This is a genomic window from Streptomyces endophyticus (assembly GCF_035798155.1).
Taxonomy (GTDB): Bacteria; Actinomycetota; Actinomycetes; order Streptomycetales; family Streptomycetaceae; genus Streptomyces; species Streptomyces endophyticus.
Genome location: NZ_JAOZYC010000093.1, coordinates 1 through 20,930, shown reverse-complemented (window position 1 = coordinate 20,930; position 20,930 = coordinate 1). Strand labels below are relative to the sequence as shown.

24 protein-coding genes and 1 pseudogene are annotated in these 20,930 nt (G+C 69.6%); 15 read left to right on the top strand and 10 right to left on the bottom strand.

The features are described 5' to 3' along the window. Positions 1–5 precede the first annotated feature (5 nt). Complete coding sequence (locus OKJ99_RS11650; protein ID WP_326015909.1) at positions 6–368, bottom strand: DUF6223 family protein; 363 nt, start codon at positions 366–368, stop codon at positions 6–8. A 229-nt stretch (positions 369–597) separates the two neighbouring features. Here OKJ99_RS11650 and OKJ99_RS11645 point away from each other — a divergent pair, with 229 nt between their 5' ends. Next, positions 598–1,725, top strand: coding sequence for a sensor histidine kinase (locus tag OKJ99_RS11645; protein ID WP_326016234.1), 1,128 nt, complete (start codon positions 598–600; stop codon positions 1,723–1,725). Beyond that, on the top strand, positions 1,722–2,384 hold the full coding sequence (locus OKJ99_RS11640; protein WP_326015908.1) for a response regulator transcription factor: 663 nt from the start codon (positions 1,722–1,724) through the stop codon (positions 2,382–2,384). Before OKJ99_RS11645 ends, OKJ99_RS11640 begins: the two co-directional genes overlap by 4 nt. A gap of 25 nt (positions 2,385–2,409) precedes the next feature. On the opposite strand, the gene OKJ99_RS11635 is transcribed toward OKJ99_RS11640, so the two are convergent. Next, a complete protein-coding gene (locus tag OKJ99_RS11635; protein ID WP_326015907.1) occupies positions 2,410–2,637 on the bottom strand; it encodes a PadR family transcriptional regulator in 228 nt (75 codons plus the stop codon). A gap of 9 nt (positions 2,638–2,646) precedes the next feature. Between OKJ99_RS11635 and OKJ99_RS11630 the strand changes: the two genes are divergently transcribed. From OKJ99_RS11630 to OKJ99_RS11620, 3 genes are all read left to right on the top strand, one after another. Further along, complete coding sequence (locus OKJ99_RS11630) at positions 2,647–3,501, top strand: hypothetical protein (RefSeq protein ID WP_326015906.1); 855 nt, start codon at positions 2,647–2,649, stop codon at positions 3,499–3,501. Positions 3,502–4,121: 620 nt separating this feature from the next. After that, a complete protein-coding gene (locus OKJ99_RS11625; RefSeq protein ID WP_407700681.1) occupies positions 4,122–4,892 on the top strand; it encodes a DUF1206 domain-containing protein in 771 nt (256 codons plus the stop codon). Positions 4,893–5,089: 197 nt separating this feature from the next. Next, positions 5,090–5,815, top strand: a complete 726-nt coding sequence (locus tag OKJ99_RS11620; RefSeq protein WP_326015904.1) for a dienelactone hydrolase family protein — start codon at positions 5,090–5,092, stop codon at positions 5,813–5,815. Positions 5,816–5,887: 72 nt separating this feature from the next. On the opposite strand, the gene OKJ99_RS11615 is transcribed toward OKJ99_RS11620, so the two are convergent. Beyond that, positions 5,888–6,619, bottom strand: a complete 732-nt coding sequence (locus tag OKJ99_RS11615) for a dienelactone hydrolase family protein (RefSeq protein ID WP_326015903.1) — start codon at positions 6,617–6,619, stop codon at positions 5,888–5,890. A gap of 242 nt (positions 6,620–6,861) precedes the next feature. Here OKJ99_RS11615 and OKJ99_RS11610 point away from each other — a divergent pair, with 242 nt between their 5' ends. Next, positions 6,862–7,080, top strand: a complete 219-nt coding sequence (locus OKJ99_RS11610; protein ID WP_326015902.1) for a hypothetical protein — start codon at positions 6,862–6,864, stop codon at positions 7,078–7,080. 124 nt (positions 7,081–7,204) lie between these two features. Next, the gene (locus tag OKJ99_RS11605; protein ID WP_326015901.1) at positions 7,205–8,368 is read left to right on the top strand and encodes an FUSC family protein; all 1,164 of its coding nucleotides are present in this window, start codon (positions 7,205–7,207) and stop codon (positions 8,366–8,368) included. 56 nt (positions 8,369–8,424) lie between these two features. Here the strand turns inward: OKJ99_RS11605 and OKJ99_RS11600 are convergent, their stop codons facing one another. The 3 genes from OKJ99_RS11600 to OKJ99_RS11590 all read right to left on the bottom strand — a co-directional run bounded on the left by OKJ99_RS11600 (position 8,425) and on the right by OKJ99_RS11590 (position 10,819). Then, complete coding sequence (locus OKJ99_RS11600; RefSeq protein ID WP_407700675.1) at positions 8,425–9,294, bottom strand: SigB/SigF/SigG family RNA polymerase sigma factor; 870 nt, start codon at positions 9,292–9,294, stop codon at positions 8,425–8,427. Between the two features lie 151 nt (positions 9,295–9,445). After that, positions 9,446–9,847: an ATP-binding protein gene (locus OKJ99_RS11595; protein WP_326015900.1), complete on the bottom strand. Its 402-nt coding sequence runs from the start codon at positions 9,845–9,847 to the stop codon at positions 9,446–9,448. Positions 9,848–10,021: 174 nt separating this feature from the next. After that, on the bottom strand, positions 10,022–10,819 hold the full coding sequence (locus tag OKJ99_RS11590; protein ID WP_326015899.1) for a hypothetical protein: 798 nt from the start codon (positions 10,817–10,819) through the stop codon (positions 10,022–10,024). Positions 10,820–11,046: 227 nt separating this feature from the next. Here OKJ99_RS11590 and OKJ99_RS11585 point away from each other — a divergent pair, with 227 nt between their 5' ends. Both OKJ99_RS11585 and OKJ99_RS11580 read left to right on the top strand, forming a co-directional pair. Continuing rightward, positions 11,047–11,631, top strand: a complete 585-nt coding sequence (locus OKJ99_RS11585; RefSeq protein WP_326015898.1) for a DUF1648 domain-containing protein — start codon at positions 11,047–11,049, stop codon at positions 11,629–11,631. Position 11,632: 1 nt separating this feature from the next. Beyond that, on the top strand, positions 11,633–11,863 hold the full coding sequence (locus OKJ99_RS11580; protein ID WP_326015897.1) for a hypothetical protein: 231 nt from the start codon (positions 11,633–11,635) through the stop codon (positions 11,861–11,863). 57 nt (positions 11,864–11,920) lie between these two features. Here the strand turns inward: OKJ99_RS11580 and OKJ99_RS11575 are convergent, their stop codons facing one another. Further along, a complete protein-coding gene (locus OKJ99_RS11575; protein ID WP_326015895.1) occupies positions 11,921–12,265 on the bottom strand; it encodes a carboxymuconolactone decarboxylase family protein in 345 nt (114 codons plus the stop codon). A gap of 152 nt (positions 12,266–12,417) precedes the next feature. Between OKJ99_RS11575 and OKJ99_RS11570 the strand changes: the two genes are divergently transcribed. The 5 genes from OKJ99_RS11570 (at position 12,418) to OKJ99_RS11550 (ending at position 16,443) form a co-directional block, all read left to right on the top strand. Further along, positions 12,418–13,311 (top strand): helix-turn-helix transcriptional regulator, encoded by an 894-nt coding sequence (locus tag OKJ99_RS11570; RefSeq protein WP_326015893.1) that lies wholly within the window; start codon positions 12,418–12,420, stop codon positions 13,309–13,311. Between the two features lie 2 nt (positions 13,312–13,313). Beyond that, positions 13,314–14,309, top strand: coding sequence for an aldo/keto reductase (locus OKJ99_RS11565; protein ID WP_326015891.1), 996 nt, complete (start codon positions 13,314–13,316; stop codon positions 14,307–14,309). 77 nt (positions 14,310–14,386) lie between these two features. Continuing rightward, the gene (locus OKJ99_RS11560; RefSeq protein ID WP_326015890.1) at positions 14,387–14,821 is read left to right on the top strand and encodes a cupin domain-containing protein; all 435 of its coding nucleotides are present in this window, start codon (positions 14,387–14,389) and stop codon (positions 14,819–14,821) included. Further along, positions 14,818–15,675 carry an aldo/keto reductase gene (locus tag OKJ99_RS11555; RefSeq protein WP_326015888.1) on the top strand — a complete coding sequence of 286 codons (858 nt, stop codon included), beginning with the start codon at positions 14,818–14,820 and terminating at the stop codon, positions 15,673–15,675. Before OKJ99_RS11560 ends, OKJ99_RS11555 begins: the two co-directional genes overlap by 4 nt. Positions 15,676–16,290: 615 nt before the next feature. Further along, on the top strand, positions 16,291–16,443 hold the full coding sequence (locus OKJ99_RS11550) for a hypothetical protein (RefSeq protein WP_326015887.1): 153 nt from the start codon (positions 16,291–16,293) through the stop codon (positions 16,441–16,443). Positions 16,444–16,694: 251 nt separating this feature from the next. Here OKJ99_RS11550 and OKJ99_RS11545 read toward each other — a convergent pair whose 3' ends face one another. Continuing rightward, positions 16,695–17,237: a hypothetical protein gene (locus tag OKJ99_RS11545; RefSeq protein ID WP_326015885.1), complete on the bottom strand. Its 543-nt coding sequence runs from the start codon at positions 17,235–17,237 to the stop codon at positions 16,695–16,697. 605 nt (positions 17,238–17,842) lie between these two features. Between OKJ99_RS11545 and OKJ99_RS11540 the strand changes: the two genes are divergently transcribed. Continuing rightward, positions 17,843–19,105 carry an MFS transporter gene (locus OKJ99_RS11540; protein ID WP_326015883.1) on the top strand — a complete coding sequence of 421 codons (1,263 nt, stop codon included), beginning with the start codon at positions 17,843–17,845 and terminating at the stop codon, positions 19,103–19,105. A gap of 261 nt (positions 19,106–19,366) precedes the next feature. Here the strand turns inward: OKJ99_RS11540 and OKJ99_RS11535 are convergent, their stop codons facing one another. Then, positions 19,367–20,530: a hypothetical protein gene (locus OKJ99_RS11535; RefSeq protein ID WP_326015881.1), complete on the bottom strand. Its 1,164-nt coding sequence runs from the start codon at positions 20,528–20,530 to the stop codon at positions 19,367–19,369. Positions 20,531–20,819: 289 nt separating this feature from the next. Next, positions 20,820–20,930, bottom strand: a pseudogene (locus tag OKJ99_RS11530) (MerR family transcriptional regulator); the annotation flags it as partial.

Here is a 20,930-nt window from a genome sequence, read left to right as displayed (position 1 = left end):
GGCGGTCATCCGGTCGGCTGGGCGGCGCGGCGGAAACGGGTCAGCGCCCGGCGGCCGAGGAACACTGCGCCCAGCCCCAGCGGGACGGCCACGACGGCACCAACGAGCCCGTTGCCGGTACCGGGCCCCCCGCTGGAGGTGGCCAGGTGCAGCACCGCGAGGACCGTGCCGACAGCCCCTACCGCGATGGCCGACCTACCGCCGGTGCGCGCGCTGCCAGTGCCGGTCCGGCCGCCGGCGCGGGCCAGGGCCAGCCAGCCGATCACCAGACCGAGCAGCCCTGCCCCGAGGGCCAGGTTGGCTCCCGTCCGTCCGTCGCCGATGATCCCGCCCTCGGCTGCCGCTATCAGTACTGCCGAAGCACTCATACCGCTCTCCTCCTTCTCCGTCGCTGACTCCGAGCCGTGATGCGCCTTGAGAATGCGCCCCGGCCCCCCTGCCGGTCGTCCCGCAGGCGCAGGCACTTTCCCCTGCCGCAGGTGTGGCAGCCAGGTACTGCGCTTACGGCAGGAGGCGCGCATGTACCGCGCCCGCAGCAGTCGTCCGCTCGTCCGTGAGCCGGGCTCGCCCGCCACCGCGTCCGGCTACGGTGCCTCCATGAACAAGGGGCGGTTCACTGTTCCGGCCAAGGTCACCGACTGGTCGATCGCTGTGGGGGTGGCGGCACTTCTACTGGGCACCGGGCTGTCCGGGCCCCACCCGTCCGGGGGCCGCGAGGCGCTCGGCCTGGCGCTGCTGGCAGCCGGCGCGCTGGCGCTGGCCGCGCGCCGCCAGACACCGCTCGTCGTGCTGGCCGTCGCCGGGCTGTCCGCGGTGGGTTACCAGGCGGCCGGGTTCGAGGTGCTCGCCGTCTCCTACCTGGTCGCGGTGTACAGCGCCGTACGCGCCGGGCACCGCGCCGTCACCCTGGCCGCGTCCATTGGCCTGCTGGCCGCACTCCTCCTCACCTCTCTGGTCTTCCCGGGCGGTCCTGCGCGCGAGGTCGTGACACAGGCCCGGACCACCCTGGAGATCGCCTGGCTGATCGCCGCTTTCGCCGCAGGGGAGGCGGTGCGGCAGGCCGAACGGCGGGCGGACGAAGCCGAGCGCACCCGCGAGGAGACCGCCAGGCGGCGGGCCGACGAGGAGCGGCTGCGCATCGCGCGGGAGCTGCACGACTCGCTCACCCACCAGATATCGGTCATCAAGGTGCAGTCCGAGGTCGCCGTCCACGTGGCCCGGCGGCGGGGTGAGCAGGTGCCGGAGGCCCTGCTGGCGATCCAGGAAGCCGGCCGGGAGGCGAGCCGGGAGCTGCGCGCGACCCTGGAGGTGCTGCGCGACGACGACCTCACCCCACCGCACGGACTCGACCACATACCGGACCTGGTGAAACAGTTCCAGACGACCGGGTTGGAGACGGCGCTGAGAGTCGAAGGGCACCCGCACGCCGTGCCGGCCGCGGTAGGCCGCACCGCGTACCGGATCGTTCAGGAGTCGCTCACCAACGTCTCCCGGCACGCCGCCGCCACCACCGCCTCTGTCCTGATCGACCACCGGCCAGGCGCCCTCGCCATCCGCGTCGACGACGACGGAAAGGCCACGCCGGACATCGCGCCGACGCCTGGCCTCGGGTTGCGCGGCATGCACGAACGCGTCACCGCCCTGGGCGGCCGCCTGCGCACCGAGCCGCGCAGCGCGGGCGGCTTCACCGTCCAGGCCGAACTCCCCTTGGGCGGAGCCTCATGATCCGGGTCCTGCTGGTCGACGACCAGCCGCTCCTGCGCAGCGGCTTCCGCGCGCTGCTCAACCTCGAAGACGACATCGAAGTGGTGGCCGAGGCCGCCGACGGCGAAGAGGGCCTGGCGCTCGCCAGGAAGCATCTGCCCGATGTCGCGCTCATCGACATCCAGATGCCGGTCATGGACGGCATCGCAGCAACCCGGCGCATCGCCGCAGACCCGGCTCTGGCCGGCGTACACGTCGTCATGCTGACCAACTACGGCATGGACGAGTACGTCTTCGACGCGCTGCGCGCCGGCGCCGCCGGGTTCCTCGTCAAGGACATCGTCCCGGAGGACTTCCTGCACGCCGTACGCGTCGCCGCCCGCGGTGACGCCCTGCTCGCGCCCGCGATCACCCGCAAACTCATCGACCGGTACGTCACCCAGCCACCCCCCAACCGCGCCGGCGACGGCCTGGAAGAACTGACCAGCCGCGAACGCGAGGCGGTCGCCCTCACCGCACAGGGCCTGTCCAACGACGAGATCGCCGCCCGCATGGTCATCACCCCGCTGACCGCCAAGACCCACATCAACCGGGCCATGACCAAGCTCCACGCCCGCGACCGCGCCCAACTCGTGGTCCTCGCCTACGAATCCGGCCTGGTGGCCCCGCGCACCTCCTGACCCCGCGCCGCTGACCGGCCAGGCGCTACGGCACCTCGTCGCCCAGTACCTCGCGGGCCAGCTCCCTGAGTGCCCGGCGGTCCTCCGCCAGAGCCTTCTTCCCAGCCTCGGTCGCCCAGTAGACGCGTCGGGTACGGCCGTCGACCACCCGCTGCTCGGAGACCAGCAGCCCATCGACCTCCAGCCGGTGCAGCGTCGGGTAAAGGGTGCCGGGGCTGATCCGGTAGCCATGGGAGGCCAGTTCCTCGGTCATCCACGCACCGTGAATCTCCTCCTCGGCCGCGTGGTGCAGGATGTGCAGCCGCACCGCGCCCCGCTGAAACTCCCGCACCTGGGCACCTCCGGCAGTGACGAAACCGATATCGGTATCCGATCCTATGTCGATGTCCCGATCCGGACACTCCACCGGGTGCAGCCGCCGCTGCTGCTACGGTCCAGCGCCATGAACACTGACGACTGGACGGCGTTCAGCGCCATTGCTGGCGCGGTCGGGGTGGTGGTCGCCGCGGTCATGGCGTACTGGACGACCCGCAAAGCGGCGGCGGCCGCCGCGGACTCGGCTTACACCGCGCGAGAGGTGGCGAAGATCGAACGCGACCGCTGGCACCGCGAGCTGACTCCCGAGCTGACCTTCAGCCTGATCCGCGTGGGCCCCAACCGTCTGAGGCTCACCACCACACTCGACGGCCCGGTCGGCCTGGATCACCTCGACACGATCACCCTCACGGTGCGCGACGAGGCCGGACGGGATCACTCAGCCAGACCGCATGACGACGAAGCAATGCGTACGGAGCTGTCGTCGGTGATCTGGGGGGGGGCCGCCCGATTCAGCCCCGGGGTCGACGGGGTTGCCGCGCCCGGCCGCAAGAGCACTATCCGGAGCCTGGAGCGCGGCAACTTCGTGTACCGGCAGATGGACAACTCCGAGCCGCCGAGCTGGTTCCAGGACCCGGGAGACTGGGTGGACGGGTACTGGGACGCGAAACTGCGCCTGCACGCGGTCTGCGAGGTGAAGGGGCATAAACCCTGGATCGTCGTTGCCGAGGTCGAGAACCCGGGGATGGAGTACATCTCCGACGGCTCGGACCAGATGGAAATTCCGGAGCAGTACCGCTGAACCACGGCTGCCCGGCGGCGAGGCCCCGGCGGCCCCAGCGGCGCCACAGGATCCCGGCGGCAGGCCCTCGCCGAGCGGACGCGTCACCAGCCCTACCGCACCTAGATCCACGCCGGGTACGACCGGCTCGTAGCGACGGACCTTGTCCGGCGAGATAAAGAAGTAGCCCCCGTGGTCCCCGACTGAGACAGGTAGCGAACCTGGACCTAACCGGTGACGTTCACGTCGACGCTGTGGTCGCAGTGGTGCGCGTGAAGGACGTGCTCCTTCGTGGGGGCCGCGGTCAGCCCGCTGTCGTACGTGATTGCCCAATCCCTCGTGGACCACAGTGGATACGAACAGGCTCCCGTTTCAACCCGGACGGGCGCCAAAGAAACCCTCAACGGTCGCGGGATACCGGTCGGCCGACGGGGCGGGCCGTGGGCAACGAGGCGCACCTGCAGGAGATGCCCAGCAGACCGGGTGACGGACACACAGGCATTCGCTGCCTGGCATGCCCCTTTCCGAGCAGGTTCTGAGTGCGAAAACAGGGGCATTCGGCTGTCATGGGAGCTTCTGGATCGGTGACGGCGCAAGGTCTCGGACGGGCTCGACGCGCGGCGAAGGGCCCCGCGGTCGCGATGGCGGCCCGCGCGGGCTTTGCGGGGCGCGGCGTCCTCTACCTCCTGATCGGATTCCTCGCCCTGCGTATCGCCTTCGCCGACGGCGGTGGCAAGCAGGCGGACCGCACCGGCGCGGTGGCGGAGATCGCTGAGAAGCCCTTCGGCATGGGCCTGCTGTGGCTGCTCGGTGTCGCGGTGGCCGGAATGGCCGTATGGCGGTTGTCCGAGGGGGCCTTCGGCCAGGCCGGGCCGGACGGGAGGAAGGCGAGCAAGCGGGCGATGGCCGCGGGCCGCTGCGTCTTCTACGGCTTCGTCGCGTACTCCGTGCTGTCCTTCGCGGGCGGGGAGAAGTCGAGCGGCGGAACGAGTTCCGACGAGAGCTCCAAGGACGTCACGGCGAAGGCGCTGGAATGGCCGCACGGGCAGTGGATCGTCGGCGCCGCCGGGCTGGCCGTCGCCGCGGCCGGCGTCTGGATCGCCGTACGGGCGGTCCTGCGCACGTTCCACAAGCACCTGAAGATGTCCGAACTCTCCTCCCGGGCCCGCAAGTGCGTCGACCTCCTCGGCGTATTCGGCGGCACCGCCCGCGGCGTGGTCTTCACCGTCGCGGGCGCCTTCGCCGTCACCGCCGCCGTGCGGCACGAGCCGGGCCGGGCCAAGGGCATGGACGACACGCTGCGCTCCTTCACCGACACCCCGGCCGGCCCGTGGCTGCTCGTCCTGATCGCCGCGGGGCTCGTCGCCTTCGGGTTCTTCTCGTGGACCAACGCGAAGTGGCGCAAGGTCTGACGGGACGTGCCGGATGGCACGCGTAGCCTTCCGCGCACGACGACCTCGCACTCCAAGAGGCGCGCGCAGTGGTGGCGGCCGGCGATCCGGCTCACCTGCTTGTCCGTGTGCGGTCCCGGCGCGAGCTTCTGCCGACGGCTCTGCCGACGGCAGAACACCGGCCCGACCGGGCCCGACGATCACTACAGTCCAGGCTCATGACGACGGTTACCACGCGCACGATCGCATACGCGGCCGACGGCCTGACGATGATCGGGCACCTCGCGCTCCCGGCCGGTGTCGACCGCCGGCCCGTGGTCCTGGTCGGGCCCGAGGGGGTGGGGCTCAGCGACGTCGAACGCCGCCGGGCCGATGCCCTCGCCGAGCTGGGATACGTGGCGCTGGCCTTCGACCTCCACGGCGGGCGCTATCTGGGCGACCCCGAGGAGATGCTGGCCCGTTGCCTGCCGCTGCTCGCCGACCCCGACCGGATGCGGGGCATCGGCCACGCGGCACTCGACGTCCTCCGCGCCGAGCCGCGGGCCGACCCGGACCGGATCGCCGCCGTCGGCTACGGCACCGGGGGCGCGATCGCGCTGGAACTCGGGCGCGACGGCGTCGACCTGCGCGCGATCGCGACGGTCAACGCACTGACCACGGGCCGACCGGGCGAGGCGGCGCGCATTCGCTGCCCGGTGTGGGCCGGGGTCGGGTCGGAAGACCCGATCATGCCGCCCGCGCAACGGGACGCATTCACCGCCGAGTTGCAGGCTGCGGGCGTCGACTGGCGCCTCGTGGTCTACGGCGGCGCCCTGCACGCCTTCCATCACCCACCGGTCGACCACATCGTGCGCCCCGGGGTCGGCTACCACCCGCAGCACGCGCAGCGAGCTTGGCGGGACGTCGTCGACCTGCTCGCCGAGTGCCTGCCGATAACGGAGTGATCCGGTCGTCAACCACGATCCAGGACAGCACACCAAGCCGGCCAGAGCAGGTGTCAGAGACGGATCTGAGCCCTACGCGCCGTTCAGGGTGCCCAGCAGGGGCAGCAGCCGCTCCCGGTGCAGCTTCAGCCCGGCCGGGCTGAAGGCCTCGGTGTCGGCCATGGTGAACCCGTGGACGGTGCCGGGGTAGATCTCGGAGGTGTAGGTGACCCCCGCGGCATCCAGCCCACGGTTCAGCCCGCCCAGTGCGTCGGGCGTCAAGTCGCCCTCGGCGTGCCCGAGATGGACCCGCGCGGTGACGGTCTCGAAGAGCCCGGGTCCGTCGACGCCGACGGGAGCGTGGAACGCGGCGAGGGCGCCGACCCGCCCCGGAAAGGCCGCGGCGGTGCGCACGGCGTACAGCCCGCCGATGCAGTACCCGGTCACCCCGACAGGCCCGGCGGCGACCTCGGCCTGGGCGCCGAGAAACCCGAGATAGCCCTCGGCATCGCGCAGCACACGCTCGCGGGTGTGCGCCTGGATCAAGGGCATCACCGCACCCATGACCCGCTCCCGGTCCTGCGCCCCGATGAACTCGGGAAGCTCGGCCACCGGCGCGGGCCCGTGCCGGTAGAAGACATTCGGCACGAGCACGTAGTACCCGTGCTCCGCCAACTCCTCGGCCATCTCCCGCAGTACGGGCCGAATCCCGAACCCGTCCGGGTACATCAGCACACCCGGGTGCCGGCCACCGCCCCCGGGAAAGGCGGCGAACCCGTCGGCCACGCCGTCCGCGGTCGAAATCTCCAGCGTCTTGACTGTCATGAACTCTCCTACCGTCGTTGCCAGTTGAACCTGCGGTCAACACGACGAAGGCGGAGCTCGTGCAACGGGGCCCGCACCGGCCCGTACGGCGCTCAGTGGAGCACCGGGTCACCGATCCGTGCGTGGCGCGAAGCCGTCCCGGTAGTCATGGCCGTGGAGCCTAGCCCAGGTCATCAGCCTGGCGCCACGGTTTCCACGGGCGGGCCACGCGGCCAGCGCCCGTGGTCGTGCACAATGCGGCGATGGACGAACCCAAGTTGGAACTCGCGCTGCAGAGGTACCAGGACGCCGTCGCCGCCCTCGATGCGGCCCGCACGGATCTGGAGGTCGAGGCGGCCGCGGCGCTGCGGTCGAGTGGGGCGACGCCCGAGGACTGGTCGCATGTGTCACGGCTGACCGGCTGGACCGAGCAGGAGCTGCGGCGCCTGGTCGACGCGGCTCACCAAGTCGACCTGCCGTAGGGCTTCCTCGGTCTCATCGACGCGGCGCGCCGACCGAGCAAGGTGGGCCCGGCCTTTCGCGGTCGGGCCCACTCTTTTGTTCTGATGGAGGCGAAGCGGCACACGGAGGGGAAAGGCGGAGCACGTGCGGAACCGGATCCGAAGCTGTGGTCAGTGGTCGGCGAGGGCGGTTCGCTCGTCCGGGCACGAGCGCGACACCGTGCTCTTCGTGGGCAAGTGCGCGCTGGCCGCGACACTGGCGTGGTGGGTCGCACACGATGTCATGAAGGCGATGTCTCCGGCGTTCGCGCCGTTCTCCGCGGCGCTCACCATGAACGCCACGATCTACACATCCGTGTGGCAGGCGCTCCGTTACGCCGGTGCTGTCACGGTCGGGGTGGCGGTGCAGGCCGCGATCGGCTTCACCGCGGGACCCGATCTGCTCGCCTTCGTACTCGTCGCGCTGATCGCCCTGACCATCGCCCAGTGGCCGGCGCTGGGGGAACAGCGCTCCCAGGTCCCGACGGCCGCCTTCTTCGCCTTCTCGACCTACGCCGCGGCCACCACCACGGCGGACAAGGCGAGCCAGCTCGGGCAGATCATCCTGCTCGTTCTCGTCGGCTGCGGGATCGGCCTGATCGTGCACCTGTGCATCGCGCCTCCGTTGCGCTACCGCAGCGCGGAACACGGCCTGCGCACCCTGGCCGCCGAGCTCGAGGCGCTGCTCGACGACGTGGCGGACGGCCTGTGCAGCGGCGACGTGGACGCCGACCGTGCCGAGCAGTGGCAGACCACCGGCGGCCGTCTGCAGGACGCGGTCGAGAATGCCCGGGGCGGGCTCAGCATGGCCGAGCACAGCCTGCCCTTCAACCCGCGACGCCTGCTGCCCGCGCACCGGGGCTACCTGTCGTTCGACCGCTACCGGGACTCGCTCGACGCGCTGGAGCGCGCGGTCTACCAGCTCGGCTCACTGACCCGCAGCCTCGGCCGGTGGCGCGAGAAGGAGGACGCGTACACCTACGCACCGGTCCTCGAGAGGTACGCGGACTTCGCACGCCGGCTGCGCGACATCGCCCATGTCGTCGCCGAGATCGACAGCGACACCCTCGCGGAGCAGGCCGACGAGATGTGCAGGCTGGCGGGCGCGGCCCAGGAGGCGCGGGAGCGGATCGCGGAGGCGGCGAGGCAGCACGACCTGCCGCTGGCCGACGCCACCCGCCCCTACGGCGTCCTCGTCGTCGAGGCAACCCGCTTGATGGAGGAGTTCCAGCACACGTGCGACGTCCTCAAGGTCACGGCCGACAAATAAGCGGGCCCACGGTGCGATCCCCGCCCACGTAGGGTCGCTCAAGGGCGAAGACGGGCCTACTCGGTGGCGAGCAGCTCGGCGCGAAGCTTCTTCAGAACGCGCGAGATGAGACGCGAGACATGCATCTGGGAGCAGCCGAGCTCGTCGCCGATCTCCTGCTGGGTGCGTTCCTCGACGTAACGCAGATGCATGATGGTGCGGTCCCGTTCGTCGAGTTCGGCGATGAGCGGAGCCAGAGCGTGGAAGTTCTCGACGAGTTCGAAGCGTTCCTCGTCGAAGCCGATGAAGTCGGCGAGCGCGGTGCCGGTCTCGTCGTCCTCGTTCATCGCGGCGGCGTCCAGTGACACGGCGCTGTAGCCGTTGACCGCCTTCTGTACCTCGGCGACCTCGGCGGGCTCCAGCTGCATCAGCTCGGCGAGCTCCTGAGTGGAGGGCGATCGGCCGAGCCGGGTGCTCAACTCCTCGGCGGCGCGCGCCAGTTCGACCCGTGCCTCCTGCAGGCGCCGGGGCACGTGCACGGCCCAGGTCGTGTCGCGGAAGAACCGCTTGATCTCGCCGGTGATGTACGGCACGGCGAAGGAGGTGAACTCGACCCCGCGGGCCAGTTCGAACCGGTCGATGGCCTTGATCAGGCCGATCGTGCCGACCTGGATGATGTCCTCCATCTCCTCGTGCCCTCTGTGCTTGAAGCGCGAGGCGGCGTACCGCACCAGGGAGAGATTCATTTCGATCAGTACGTTGCGGGCGTACTGGAACTCGTGTGTGCCTTCCTCGAGTTGGGTGAGGCGCTCGAAGAAGTGCCGGCCGACCTCGCGGGCGTCCATGGGAGTGACGGACCCTGGATCGGTATAGGCGCGCTCGATCAGACTCTGCTGGGTCCGTGAGGCCGGGTACCTGGTGTGTGCGGACGCGGTCACGGTGGTCATCGCGGGTGTCCCCTTCGCTGGTTCGGACGGGTACTTCGCTGACCCTCTGTGTTCCCAGGTGCGGCCCGGGCAATCCTGGGGACCCTCCATATTCTCCGGCGAGTTCGTTCACTCGTCGGTCACAGGCCCGCCGGTCCCGGCCGCCCGCGGGCTACGGGGCGGGCAGCCGAGCGGCGTCGAGTGTGACCGTGACGGTCTTGCCTTCGTCGCCCAGCGCGACGTCGACGTGGCTGCTCAGGTGGCGGACGATGCTCCAGCCGAATCCGCCGGCCCGTTCCGGCGCACGGGGCAGCCGGCGCGGCGGGGCGGTGCTGTGATCGCTGACGCGCACCGTCAGCACCTGGTCGTCGACGTGGGCGTCGAAGTCGCTGACGCCGCCGCCGTGCAGCATGGCATTGGTGATCAGTTCACTGGTCACCAGGCAGGCGTCCTGGCGCAGTTGGTCCGCTCGGCGAGCGGGCAGCTTCTCGCACAGGGGCTGGAGCATCGACCTGACCCGATTACGGGCTTCGGGGCAGGTCACGCGCTCCGCCTGTGCCGTTGGAGCGCTCATGGGTTAGCCGTCCCTTCTTCGTGCAGATCGTGGCTCTCGCTGAGTGTGCTGTTCGCATGCCCGATCCCCGGCGCCGAAACCTGCGCCGGCCATCGCGACCGAAAACGACACCGCGACGCACGGGGGACGCGGGCCGGGGGTTCCTAGTGGTCGGCCGGTTCGCCGACCACGCCCCTAGTTGTGCTCTTCGTCGATGGTGACGGCGGCGCCGTTGTCGAGCTTGACGACGACCCGCACGCCGCCCTTCTTCGCAGCGGCCTCGAGCTCGCCCTCGGTGCAGCGCTTCATTTCGCCCCCGGCCTCGCCGCAGATCCAGCCGTTGCCGTTGATGTTCGTGGCGGTGGCGCTGAAGAAGGAGATGGTGTTCCCGTCGCTGTCGAGCAGCGAGTACTTGCCCGGGGCCAGGTAGCCGAGTTCCCCGGAGCGGAGGCCGCTCGGCTTGCCGGTGTCCGAGTCACTGCCGCCACCGCTGCTGGAGTGGTCCTCGACGATGCTGACCGCCGTGCCGTTCTCGATCTTCACCGTGGCGGAGACGCCCTTCTTGGCCGCGGCCTCGAGCTCGTTCTCGCTGCACGGGGTGGCCGCCTGGCCCTCGGCGTCGCCGCAGATCTCGCCGGCACCCTGGATGTCGGTGTCGGTCGAGGTGAAGAAGGCCTGCTCGGTGTCCTTCAAGTCGGTGACGGTGTACTTGCCGGGCGCAAGGTAGGAGACGTTGCCGAACCAGGTGCCGCTCACGCCCTTGCCCTGCGACGAGCTTCCCGAGCCGCTGCCGGCCTGGGACCCCGTGCCGTCTGCCGAATCCGCCCCGTCGTCGCCGGACTTGCCCTTCGCGTCAGAGGCCGCGGTCGACGACCCGGAACCGCTCGCCTTGTCGCTTGCGTCCGCGCCTCCCTGACAGGCCGTCAGCAGAGTGGTCGTGGCCATCAGAGCGGCGGCGGTGAGGACGGCCTTGCGGCGGTGATTGCGAAACATGATGTGGTTCCCCCGTTGCTGTGTGGATGTACGGCCGGTCGATCGGCCGGGCTGCACCCTTGATCGATCTTGATCCTGCCTGACCGGATGTGCTCGGGGGAAGCGCGGTTACGAGGTGATGACGATCTCGGCGTGCCCCTGATACACCGGGCCGACCGCCGGCGGATGCGGATCGTCGCCGGGGACGTGAAGGATCATGCGGTCCGCGGTGCCCCCACAATGGGTGCATGCCGGAAGCCTCGTACACCCCGCCGCGCTTCCCCTGGGCCTGGCTCGCGGCGAGTGTGTCGCTGATGGCCGGGATGGTGGCCTGGGGCCTCACCGTGTATCCGCGCCTGCCCGCCCGCATCCCGCAGCACATCGGCGGCGGTGGTGTGGACGCCTGGACGGACAAGTCCGTGGGCAGCGCGTTCATGCTCGTCTTCGTCTACGTGGGGGTGACCGCGCTGTTGTCCGTCACCGCCGCGCTGCTGCTGCGGGTCACGCCGGCCTCCGAACTGCCCGATGGCGAGCCTCGGTTCGCCATCACAGGCAGCCAACGCCCCGCGACGCGCACCGGAGCCCGCCGGATGGCCGTGGCGGTGCTCGTCACCAACTTCGGGGTCGGGCTGTCCTTCGTCGTCTGCCACCTCGTGCAGTGGCGTACGACCGTCGCGGCCGAGGTCCCGTGGTGGTTCTTCGTCGGCATATTGGCACCGATCTTGGGCGGGGCGACCCTTACGGCGGCCGTGGGTCTGCAGGACCGCAGGGCGGGCAACAGGCTTCGCACCGCCGCCGGTTCAGCGCACAGCGCCCGCTCTATCGGCACGTGACGTGGGGGCAGACATCGACTGCGGCGCGCTCTGCAAGAGGGTGGAGGACGTCCGAACTGCTCGACGGTCGTCGGCCGGCCCGCTGGTGACGCCACCGCCCACCGCCCTGCTGCTGGATCACGTACTCGCCGAGCAGACCGGGACCGGCAGCGGTGCCTTCAGCCCCAGCCGCCAGATCGGAGGCGCCCTGGCCAGCAGGAGCCCGGGCACCGCCCGAGGCCGCGAGCTGTGATCGTGGATGCCGTCGCCGACCATCCGGCCGACGCGGCGGGCGCGCCCTGGGGCCTGCTCAGTCCTGCTGCTCGACGATGCTCTTCAGCACGCTCGTCGCTCCCATGCCGTTGGGCCAACCAGAGTAGAACGCCAAGTGCAGCAGAGCCTCCTGCAGCTCCTCGTCGGTGACGCCGTTCTGGCGGGCGAAGCCGAGGTGGAACTGCAGCTGGTCCATCTTCCCGAGCGCGGTCAGCGCGGCGATGGTGACGAGGCTGCGGTCGCGCTTGGACAGGCCCTCGCGCTCCCAGACCTCGTCGAAGAGGACCCTGTCGGTGTAATGGACCATCCCCGGAGCGAAGTCGCCGAAGGCATTCTTCCCTCCGGTCCAGCCGGTCCAGCCCGTGCCTGTGTTCTCAGCCATGATCGCTCCCTGCCTGCGTCGACGTCCGTCGGTGGATCTCTGAAGGTGTAACGCCCATGACATCGCCGCACATGTCGAGCGAGGGAGTCCCCGGTGAGGGGCGTACTGGCAGGGCATCCCTCACAGCGGCTTCGCGTCGTAGCGTGGAAGCCATGGACGCCAGGAACGATGCACGGGAGTTCCTCATGTCCCGTCGAGCGAACCTCACTCCCGAGCAGGCCGGCCTGCCGGTTTCCGGTCACCGGAGGGTGGCGGGCCTGCGCCGCGGCGAGGTGGCGATGCTCGCGGACGTGAGCCCGGAGTACTACGCCAAGATCGAGCGCGGCCAGCTGGCCGGTGTCTCCGACGCCGTCCTGGAGTCGCTCGCCCGGGCGCTGCAACTGGACGACGCCGAGCGCGAGCACCTCTTCGACCTCGCCCGGTCGGCCAATGGCGCGGCCCGGCCCGTGCGCAGGCGCAGGTCGAAGAAGTGGGTGCCCCGGGACAGCCTGACCCGGGCGCTGCACGCCGTCGACCACGGGCCCGCGTTCGTGCGCAACGGACGGATGGACGTCCTCGCCACCAACGCCCTCGGGCGTGCCTTCTACGACGAGGTCCTCGACGGCCCCGGACAGGGGAACCTGGCGCGCTACTGCTTCCTCGACGAACGGGCCAAGGCGTTCTACCCGCACTGGGAGGCGGCCGCGGACATCACCGTGTCGATCCTGCGCACCGAAGCCGGCAGGGACCACCGGGACAAGCAACTGCACGACCTGATCGGTGAGTTGTCCACGTGCAGCGACGCGTTCCGCACCCGGTGGGGAGCACACAACGTGCGCCGCCACGGATCGGGCACCAAGGAGTTCCACCACCACGAGGTCGGCGACCTCACGTTGACCTACGAGGGGATGGAGCTGACCGCCGAGCCGGGCCTTTCCTTCCTCATCTACACCGCCGAGCCCGGCTCGCCCAGCCAGGAGCGCCTGCAACTGCTCGCGAGCCTCGCCGCGATGTCCACCGCAGGAGAGCCCCGCAGCGCGCACCCGACCACGATCCAAGAAAGCTGACCATGCACACCAGAACACTCGGAACACTCGGACAAGGCCTGGAGGTCTCCGCGATCGGGCTCGGCGCGATGGGCATGTCCCAGAGCTACGGCCCCAACCCGGGCAGCCGCAACGACATGATCGCGGTGCTGCGCTCCGCGGTCGACGAGGGCGTGACCTTCTTCGACACCGCCGAGGTCTACGGTCCCTACGTGAACGAGGAGCTGGTCGGCGAGGCATTCGAGCCGATCCGCGACCAGGTCGTGATCGCCACCAAGTTCGGATGGGACATCCAGGCCGGCCGGAGCGTCGGCCTCAACAGCCGTCCCGAGCAGATCCGCCGCGTCGCGGAGGAGTCCCTGAAGCGGCTCCGTACCGACGCGATCGACCTGTTCTACCAGCACCGCGTCGACCCCGACGTACCGATCGAGGACGTCGCGGGAACGGTCGGTGAGCTGATCGCCGAGGGGAAGGTCAGGCACTTCGGGCTCTCCGAGGCCTCGGCCGCCACCCTCCGCGCCGCACACGCCGTCCACCCCGTGACCGCACTCCAGAGCGAGTACTCGCTGTGGACACGGGACCCCGAGGCCGAGGTGCTGCCCACGCTCGCCGAGCTCGGCATCGGGTTCGTGCCGTTCAGCCCCCTCGGCAAGGGCTTCCTCACCGGCACCGTCGACACGTCCGTGACCTTCACCGACGGAGACATCCGCCAACGGGTCCCGCGCTTCGAGGCGGAGAACCTGGCCGCGAACCAGGCGCTCGTCGACCATGTCCGGCGGCTCGCCGAAGGCAAGGGCGCGACGCCGGGCCAGATCGCCCTGGCATGGCTGCTCGCGCAGCATCCGTGGATCGTGCCGATCCCCGGCACCCGCCGCACGGCCCGCATCCAGGAGAACAACGCCGCGACGGCCCTCGCGCTGTCCGCGGACGAGGTGGCCGACCTCGACGGCCTCGCCCAGCGGGTCGGCGTCAGCGGCGATCGCTACAACGCCGAGCACATGGGCTACGTCAACCGCTAGGCGGAACACGCTGAAACAGCGCGACGCACCGAAACAGCGGGACGTGACGCACCGAAACAGAAAGAAAGCACGAGCAAATGACTGCCAACGGACTCGACCAGATCTTCCCGCTCGGCGAGAAGAACGACGCCTACGCCCAGTACTTCACCGGCCAGAGCTACCTGGCCCCGCTCGCCTCGGGAAGCGTTCCCGTCAGCAACGTCTCCTTCGAGCCGGGCTGCCGCAACAACTGGCACATCCACCACGGCACGGGCGGCGGCGGGGACCAGATCCTGCTGTGCACGGCGGGCAGCGGCTGGTTCCAGGCCGAGGGCGATGATCCCGTCAGCATGGAGCCGGGAACGGTGGTCCGCGTCCCGGCGGGCACGAAGCACTGGCACGGCGCGAAGGCCGACTCGTGGTTCTCCCACGTCGCCTTCATCACCCCGGGCGAAGACGTCAGCAACGAATGGCTCGAGCCCGTCACCGACGAGGTGTACGGCGAGCTGCCGAGGAACGGAGCGACCGCATGACCATCCTGAACGAGACCTACAAGCTGTCCAACGGCGTCGAGATCCCCAAGCTGGGGCTCGGCACCTGGTTCATCGACGACGACAAGGCGGCCGAGGCGGTCCGCGCGGCCGTGGAGCTCGGCTACCGCAACATCGACACCGCCCAGGCCTACGGCAATGAGCGCGGCGTCGGCGAGGGCGTGCGCAGCGCCGCGGTACCCCGCGACGAGCTCTTCGTGTCGACGAAACTCGCCGCCGAGATCAAGGACTACGACGAGGCGGTCGCCTCGATCGACGCGTCACTTCAGAAGCTCGGCCTCGAGTACATCGACCTGATGCTCATCCACAGCCCGCAGCCGTGGAACGACTTCCGCGGCGGCGACTACGCCGAGGGCAACCGGGCAGCATGGCGCGCGCTCGAAGAGGCGCATCAGACCGGCAAGATCCGCTCCATCGGGGTGTCCAACTTCCAGCAGCAGGACCTGGAGAACATCCTTGAGGGCGCGACCGTCGCGCCGCACGTGAACCAGCTGCTCGTCCACGCCGGCAACACCCCCTCAGCGCTGCTGGACTACTGCGAGGGCAAGCAGATCCTCGTCGAGGCGTACTCGCCGATCGCCCACGGAGCGATCCTGAAGAACGCCGAGGTCCAGGCGATGGCGGAGAAGTACGGTGTGTCCGTCCCGCAGCTGTGCATCCGCTACACCCTGCAGCTGGGCACGGTGTCGCTGCCCAAGACGGCGAACCCGGAACACATGCGCTCCAACGCCGAGGTCGACTTCGAGATCTCCGGCGATGACATGGACGCCCTGCGGGGCCTGCGCGACGTGGACTACGGCGAGCACAGCGCATTCCCCGTCTACAGCGGCAAGTAATGCGGGACGCCGCCGCCCCACGACGGCCGCCTACAACGGCAGCGCACCGCGCTGGCACGGGTCGGCCATGACGCAGCGAGTCGGGCTCATCCGCCTCTGCAGGCAGTCGTCGAGCATCCGCCTCACCTGGCAGTTCCGCGCCGCCGCGTCCGGCCATCGCGGTCGACGCGCGGGCTTGTCGCTCCCGTGTCGAGGGCTAGGCTGACAGTCGTCGAAGCCCCGCCGCGCTCAGGCGCGTGCCGTTGCAGGCTTCTGACGGCCCCCGGTCCCCGGGCCACTGCGAAGACCGAAGACCACTGTCGGGGTGGTCCGGGCCGCCGTGCGCCGACTCACGGCGGCCCGGCCTCCGTCCTCGCGGTTTCCGGCCCAGGCGCTCCCGCGCGCCTCGGCCGGCCGAGGACGGATTCGCGCGAGAACGACGCGGTGAAAGGGGAGTAGCCGCGCCGTCCCCGCACTAGCGGCCGCCGCCCGGGGCATGCCCCGGACGGCGGCCGCCGCCCATGCCCAGATATCTGTCGTCGCGAACGTACTCCCCAATGTTCCTGCTGGCCTAGGCTGAAGGCAGGTGCTTCTCGCTGTGCCCCGGCCCGGCGCGCCCGACCCCGAGGGGGCGTCATGGCAACGCCTGCAGCGGAGAGCAAGGCGGTGGCGCTTCAGATGCGCGTGGGCCTCGCCGGAGTGCGGGAACGTGCACTCCAGCAACGTCAACAGGCTGAGCGGATGCGCGAGAAGGCCGCCCTGATGCGTACGCACTGTGGGTCGGTATGAACCGGTTCCGGTTTGGTTGATGGCCCCGTTGAAGGCGCGCCGGTCGACGGAAGCAGGCCCGTCGCCACGGGTACGGCGACGGCCTGGGGGCTTGGAAAGCCATCGCCGTAGGTCAAGTCCCGTACTGGTATGGGTTGATGACTCCGCCGAGGAGGCGTGTGCGCAGGAGCTTGTACTGCGTACCCAGGGACAGGACTGGCGGTGCTTCCGGGACTTCGGGTGGCTGTTGGTCTCGTGCCCTGTGCGGGCGTTCAGATCACGTTCAGGGTGTGGTCTGCATTGAGTTCGGACACGGTGCCCCCGTTGAGCGTGCACTCGGTGATCTCGGGCGAGAGGGCGGTCATGGTCTCCACGAAACCGTGCCCGGCGAGCAGGCCGTCAGTGATCTTGCCGGTGAACGTATTCGTGAACACGGCGCCGACCAGGTTGGAGACCCGGTGGGCGGAGACCTTGCTGGTCTTGCCGTTGTTCCACTTGATCTCCCAGGACACGTCGCCCTCCGAGCCCAACTGAAGACAGGACCGGCGCGTCACGTTGCTGTCCTTGTGCGTTCCACTCGTGACGCCTGCTGCCGCACCGGTGCCGACGCACCCCGTGTACTTCTGGTCGATGGTGCGGGTGGTGTCGACTTCCGTCCGTGAGATGGGCGGGTCGTAAGTCGTCTTCGATGTTCCGGTCGGACAGTGCAGCGTGTCGAGAGACGCGGTGTCGGCCGAAGCCGGGGTGGCCGCCATGCCGGCGGTGCAGACGGTGAAGACGGTCGATGCGATCGCGAGAGAAGCGAACCGGGACACTGGAGCTACCTCCGGGACTGTCGAGTTTGCGGAACACATCCATACCTCGCGATCAAGACGCCATACCGCGAAACGCAAAGCCTCTGCCCAATAGGCGCAGAAGGTAGTTGCGTCCCGGCGGGCCGAGAGAGGGGCGACGCACATGTGGGCCCCCGGAGACAGTGGACCGGAACGCCAGGCGAGCATGGCGCGATGCGCGGTCTCCAACACCATCCGCGGTGCGACGTCCAGTCCTGCGGCGGCAGATGGTTCGCTCGCGGTGTCACGGGATCGCCGCCACTGCTCGAGGAGGCATCCCTCTGGTCTGGCGGCTGCCCGACAGCACGCACCGGGTCCGGCCGTCGTGGTCGTTGACCGTGGCAGGAGCAACTGGGTGCGGCCAGTGGTTCAGATCAATTCAACCATTGATTCGCTGAAAGTTGTCATTCATGATGTGCCTGGCGTCATCACCGATCTCCGTCAGCCCGTCACTGCCGCCACGCGCCGCGCCTCCCAGTACCCAGGAGACAGCTTTGAGTTCTGCCGTGCACACCCCTCCTCCTGGCGGGACACGGACGTCCCGGCACGCACATGCCGAGGAACCGTTCACCAGGTTCCACCTGAAGGTGACCGCCACCACGTTCGGCGCCAACTTCTCGGACGGCTACGCCCTGGGAGTCATCGGCGCAGCACTGCCTGTCCTGAACACCACGATGGGCCTGTCCGGTGTGTGGTCGGGACTGCTGGGCGCGTCGGCACTGATCGGGCTCTTCCTGGGGAGCGTCCTGCTCGGCTCGGTGGCGGACCGGATCGGCCGACAGCAGCTCTACCTGTACAACTTCGTCCTCATCACGATTGCCTCGGCACTGCAGATGTGGGTCCACGACCCGGCCTGGCTCTTCGTACTGAGGCTGCTCATCGGGTTCGGCCTCGGAGCCGACTACGCGGTCGGGCCGACCCTGCTCTCGGAGTTCTCGCCACAGCGGCTGCGCGGGCTGCTCCTCGGCTCGCTCACCGTGCTGTGGACGGTGGGCTACGTGACGGCGAACGTCTTCGGCGCCCTCGTCCCCGCCACCGACCAGGCCGCACATCTCCTGCTCGCCAGCGGCTCGCTGCCCGCACTCCTCGTACTGCTCGTGCGGATCGGCATCCCCGAGTCACCGAGCTGGCTGGCCACCCAGGGCCGCTACACGGAAGCTGCCGAGATCCGCCGCAAGTTCCTCAAGCAGGACATCGACCCCAACGCTGCGCCGCCGACCCCGAAACAGGGCGCCCCCAAGGTCCGCTACCGGGCCCTGTTCGCCCCCGGACAGGCCACCAAGACCTGGTTCGGGATCGTCTTCTACAGCGCCCAGGTTCTTCCGTACTTCGCGATCTACACCTTCACCGCGCAGATCCTCGGGACGCTGAACATCGGCGACACCACCATGCAGAACATCGTCATCGACGTCGCTCTGCTGTGCGGCGGAGTGCTCGGACTGTGGCCGATGATGCGCATGGGGCGCCGCCCCTTCACCATCCACAGTTTCCTGATCCTGGCCATCGCGCTCGGCGCCATGGCGGTGCTCAGCAACGCGGGCAGCTGGGCCCTGATGATCCCGTTCGTCATCTACACCTTCGTCATGGCCGGCGCGTCGAACATCACCCAGGTCTACCCGGCCGAGCTGTTCCCGACGGCGATGCGTGCCTCGGGCGTCGGCTTGCTCAACGGCAGCAGCCGGATCGCCTCCGCCCTGGGAACCTTCCTGCTCCCGGTCAGCCTGGACTCCCTCGGGGTCAGCTGGACCATGGCCTGGATGACCCTCGTCCTGCTCGCCGGCTGGGCGGTGAGCCTCGCCTGGGCACCGGAAACCCGCGACACCTTGACCGCGGAGGAGTGGCACCACTGAAGCAACGCACCGGCACACACGCGTGCTCGTGGGCGGCGTCCTCACCGCGGCCCACGTCACCGCGGTCGCCGACGGCCTGGCCGATGTCACCGTTGTCTGGATCCGCCGACTGCCGCCCACGCTCCTGGTCGCCCTCGAAGCCCGCTGGCACTGCTCCCTCACTCGCCACGTACTGTCCGACCCTGGCCCCGGCCGGCACACCCGTGGTGTCCATCGATCACTAGACGGGTCTTGCCCCCTGCAGGGGGCAAGATGTCAGTGCTACGAGTCCGCCTCGCCGTCCCGTTGGTCATCGCCGGTCGGCGTGGCCATCGCGTAAGGATGCACGTAGCGGCCTTCGTTGAAGGGTGTGAACCAGTCGGCGAGCCCCAGCGGAGCGACCCTCGGCGCCCTGCCGATGGGGCTGTCCTCGATGCCGTCCGTGGCGTCGTCGTACAACCACGCGTGGTCCATGTCCTCGTACACCAGGTCGGCGAAGCAGTCGAGGGCCTGCTCGACGCCGGTGTCGAGCAGGCCGAAGGTCTCCAGGCAGACCTTGGCCTCAGTGAGGAGGAGCCGCAGGGCCAGTTCCTCGGCGACGCAGCTCAGCTCGGTGAAGGTGCCCTGAGTGAACCGGGTGGTCATGGCGATCACGGTGACCAGGAACCGGCGCGCGAACTTGGCGTCATAGCGCAGGGCGTAGCGGTTCGGAAGGCCCTCCAGGTGCCACAGCACGTCCTCGCACTCGGCGACGTTGGTGTGCCCTTCCGTCAGGGTGTGGACGTCCATGAACAACTGATCCACCAACACGTCCGTGGCCCACATCAGGGACCCGGCGGCCAGCTGCGCATCCTGATCGGTGGTGCCCTCGCAGCCGCCCACCCCCTCGTCCTCAGCGTCCTCTTCGCTGAGCACGCCGAACGGGCCGGGCCCGAACGCCTTGAGTCCGGCCGCAAGAGCCAGCATCTGATGGCGAACCTTCTCAGCATCCGCCGCGATTTCCGCCGGGCTCGCGGCGGTTGACCCGGGTGTCTGGGCGAGGTGCGCGCGGCGTGCCGCCGGGTCGGCCGGCGGGCTGTTCGGGCCTGTGGCGGCGTCGAGGCTCTCCTGGGCGAGGTCGGGGTGGAGCTGTACCTCGCACTTGTCGATGGTCCAGTCCGAGAGCAGGTCGGAGCGCTCCAGGAGTTCCTCCACCAGCGACCGAACTGCTTCCTCCGCGGTCTCCAGCGTGGGGGCGTGCGTGAACACCTTCAGCACGGCGCCGCCTGGGTAGACGGCGACGACGGAATCGATGACCTCGACCTCCACCGCCGCTCCGTCCGGGCCTTCGATCCCGTCCACCGCGTCGAACCCCTGCTCCAGCAGAGCGATCGCTCCCACGCGCTGCAACTCGTCCATCTCCGGGGCCCCACCGGCGATCCGGGCGTCCACTGTCACGGCATACATCACACGACCAGCCTCGCAGGACCGGCCGGAGGGGAGGGGGTGATTGCGAGGAAGGGAAGGTGCGAACTGTCCCTCGCCGGCTCGTCGGCTCGTCGGCTCGCCCCGCATCTGCGACCGTGCCGTCTCCGGCTCGCGTGTCGCTCCGTGCCATGGGTTTCGTCGATGCTCCGTGTCAGCGCGCCGAACGGGAGACGGGGGGCCGGCCTGGCGACCGTCTGCACGTGGCCCCGGACGTTCCCCTGGCCCGCGTGAGGAGTGGCTGCTGCGTGCGGTTGGGTAGTGCAGCGCCTCAGGCCGGGGCCGTGGGCTTCTTCGATTCGGCCGATTCGGCGGCGCGGTATTGGGCGTTGATGCGTTGGGCTTCTTCGAGCTGGTCCTCGAGGATGATGATGCGGCAGGC

What these genes read in the sequence shown, in the direction of transcription:
- OKJ99_RS11650 (WP_326015909.1), bottom strand. Translation starts at nt 368, where the DNA reads ATGAGTGCTTCGGCAGTACTGATAGCGGCAGCCGAGGGCGGGATCATC.
- OKJ99_RS11645 (WP_326016234.1), top strand. Translation starts at nt 598, where the DNA reads ATGAACAAGGGGCGGTTCACTGTTCCGGCCAAGGTCACCGACTGGTCG.
- OKJ99_RS11640 (WP_326015908.1), top strand. Translation starts at nt 1,722, where the DNA reads ATGATCCGGGTCCTGCTGGTCGACGACCAGCCGCTCCTGCGCAGCGGC.
- OKJ99_RS11635 (WP_326015907.1), bottom strand. Translation starts at nt 2,637, where the DNA reads ATGACCGAGGAACTGGCCTCCCATGGCTACCGGATCAGCCCCGGCACC.
- OKJ99_RS11625 (WP_407700681.1), top strand. Translation starts at nt 4,122, where the DNA reads ATGGCGGCCCGCGCGGGCTTTGCGGGGCGCGGCGTCCTCTACCTCCTG.
- OKJ99_RS11620 (WP_326015904.1), top strand. Translation starts at nt 5,090, where the DNA reads ATGACGACGGTTACCACGCGCACGATCGCATACGCGGCCGACGGCCTG.
- OKJ99_RS11615 (WP_326015903.1), bottom strand. Translation starts at nt 6,619, where the DNA reads ATGACAGTCAAGACGCTGGAGATTTCGACCGCGGACGGCGTGGCCGAC.
- OKJ99_RS11610 (WP_326015902.1), top strand. Translation starts at nt 6,862, where the DNA reads ATGGACGAACCCAAGTTGGAACTCGCGCTGCAGAGGTACCAGGACGCC.
- OKJ99_RS11600 (WP_407700675.1), bottom strand. Translation starts at nt 9,294, where the DNA reads ATGACCACCGTGACCGCGTCCGCACACACCAGGTACCCGGCCTCACGG.
- OKJ99_RS11595 (WP_326015900.1), bottom strand. Translation starts at nt 9,847, where the DNA reads ATGAGCGCTCCAACGGCACAGGCGGAGCGCGTGACCTGCCCCGAAGCC.
- OKJ99_RS11590 (WP_326015899.1), bottom strand. Translation starts at nt 10,819, where the DNA reads ATGTTTCGCAATCACCGCCGCAAGGCCGTCCTCACCGCCGCCGCTCTG.
- OKJ99_RS11585 (WP_326015898.1), top strand. Translation starts at nt 11,047, where the DNA reads ATGCCGGAAGCCTCGTACACCCCGCCGCGCTTCCCCTGGGCCTGGCTC.
- OKJ99_RS11575 (WP_326015895.1), bottom strand. Translation starts at nt 12,265, where the DNA reads ATGGCTGAGAACACAGGCACGGGCTGGACCGGCTGGACCGGAGGGAAG.
- OKJ99_RS11570 (WP_326015893.1), top strand. Translation starts at nt 12,418, where the DNA reads ATGGACGCCAGGAACGATGCACGGGAGTTCCTCATGTCCCGTCGAGCG.
- OKJ99_RS11565 (WP_326015891.1), top strand. Translation starts at nt 13,314, where the DNA reads ATGCACACCAGAACACTCGGAACACTCGGACAAGGCCTGGAGGTCTCC.
- OKJ99_RS11560 (WP_326015890.1), top strand. Translation starts at nt 14,387, where the DNA reads ATGACTGCCAACGGACTCGACCAGATCTTCCCGCTCGGCGAGAAGAAC.
- OKJ99_RS11555 (WP_326015888.1), top strand. Translation starts at nt 14,818, where the DNA reads ATGACCATCCTGAACGAGACCTACAAGCTGTCCAACGGCGTCGAGATC.
- OKJ99_RS11550 (WP_326015887.1), top strand. Translation starts at nt 16,291, where the DNA reads ATGGCAACGCCTGCAGCGGAGAGCAAGGCGGTGGCGCTTCAGATGCGC.
- OKJ99_RS11535 (WP_326015881.1), bottom strand. Translation starts at nt 20,530, where the DNA reads ATGTATGCCGTGACAGTGGACGCCCGGATCGCCGGTGGGGCCCCGGAG.